Annotated in this window: 1 protein-coding gene; it reads right to left on the bottom strand. The window is 71.7% G+C overall.

From position 1 onward, the window contains the following. Positions 1 to 173 precede the first annotated feature (173 nt). Positions 174 to 1,307 carry an allantoicase gene (gene alc / locus ACWCRB_RS49725; RefSeq protein WP_451002359.1) on the bottom strand — a complete coding sequence of 378 codons (1,134 nt, stop codon included), beginning with the start codon at positions 1,305 to 1,307 and terminating at the stop codon, positions 174 to 176. Between the last annotated feature and the right edge of the window lie 130 nt (positions 1,308 to 1,437).

Raw genomic sequence — 1,437 nt, 5'->3', positions numbered from 1 at the left:
GACGCAGTCCCCGCCGGGGGTCCAGGGGGCTGCGCCCCCTGGTGGGGTCGAAGGGGCGGAGCCCCTGGGGATGGGAACGGGTAGGGGCGGCGGGGGCGAGGAAAAGGCCCGCGCAGATCGCCTACGCCCAGCCCCCTCCCCCCGCCCCCGATTCCCCGCCCGCCCTCAACCCCTCAGCCCCCAAGCTCCTGATACCGAGCCGCCAGTTCCCCCGCGCCCTCCTCCGTCAGCGAGCCGAACAGCCGCAGGCGCGAGATCCCACCGTCCGGATAGATGTCCACGCGCGCGTGCGTACCGACCGCCGGCGTGTCGAGGACGAAGCGGTGGTTCGTGTCGGGCTGGAGGCGGGTGCGCGGGAGGATCTCGGTCCAGCCGCCGTTCTCTCCCTGCTCCCCGTCCTCGCCGTCCCGGAGCGACACCGTCGCCCAGCCCGCGCTGTTCCCCTTCAGGTACGCCGTGTCGATCTCGATCGCGCGGATCTCCGACCGGGCCACCAGGCGGTAGCGGATCCAGTCGTTGCCCTGGTCGCGGCGGCGGCGCGTCTCCCAGCCGTCGTCCATCTTGCGGGAGCGCCCGGGCTGGATGGTGTTCGACGCCGGTGAGTAGAACAAATTGGACGCGTCCTCGGCGCGGCCGCCGTTCTCCAGGGCGACCACGTCGAAGGTGCCGAGCACCGCCAGCCAGGCGGGGTCGGGGACGACCTCGCCGTACACCCGCAGCCGGGCGATACCCCCGTCGGGATGCTGATTGACGCGCAGGTGCGTGAAGCGCTGTTCGACCGACACCTCGAAGCCGTTCGCCGCGTGGCCGCCGACCTTCGTACGCGGTACCAGCGTCGTCCACTTCACGTCGTCCGACAGAAGGTCCTCGGGGGACGGGGAGCCGGGCACCGACACGCCCTCCACCGACACGGCCTGCGGATAGTTCCCGCGGAAGTGGGCCGTGTCGACCACGATGCCCCGTACGACGCCCGGCGCGCCGAGCCGGACGAGGGCCCAGTCGTGGTCCTCGGCCGTCGGCCACGGGTGCTCCGCCGACGCACCGCGCCTGCGCCGTGTCTCCCAGCCGTCCATGACCTTGCCCTTGTGGCCGAAGTGCTCGGGCACGAACTCGGCGGGCTCGGGCACGAGCATGTTCTCGCGGTGGGCGAAGAACTCGTCGTTGGCGGCGATCACCCCGGCCCCGAGACGGCGGTCGGCGAGGTCGGCGTACTGGGTGAAGGGGAAGTCCGCGGTGCGGTAGTCCGCGTACGGGTCGCCGCCTCCGTAGGGGTTCGCGTCGCCGGTGAAGCTCGGAATCGCGGTCACGGTGATCAGTTCTGCCTTTCGGAGTCGGCGCTGCGGGTGGCGGGGGGGTGCCTCTATGTCTTTCGTCAAGCGAGGCGGGGGGTTCGGTGTTCGTAGAAGGTGCCGTCGCGGAGCATCGCGAAGAGCACGC

The organism is Streptomyces sp. NPDC002156, from assembly GCF_053593675.1.
The sequence above is the reverse complement of the archived record's forward strand: the minus strand, read 5'-3'. Positions and strand labels throughout refer to the sequence as shown.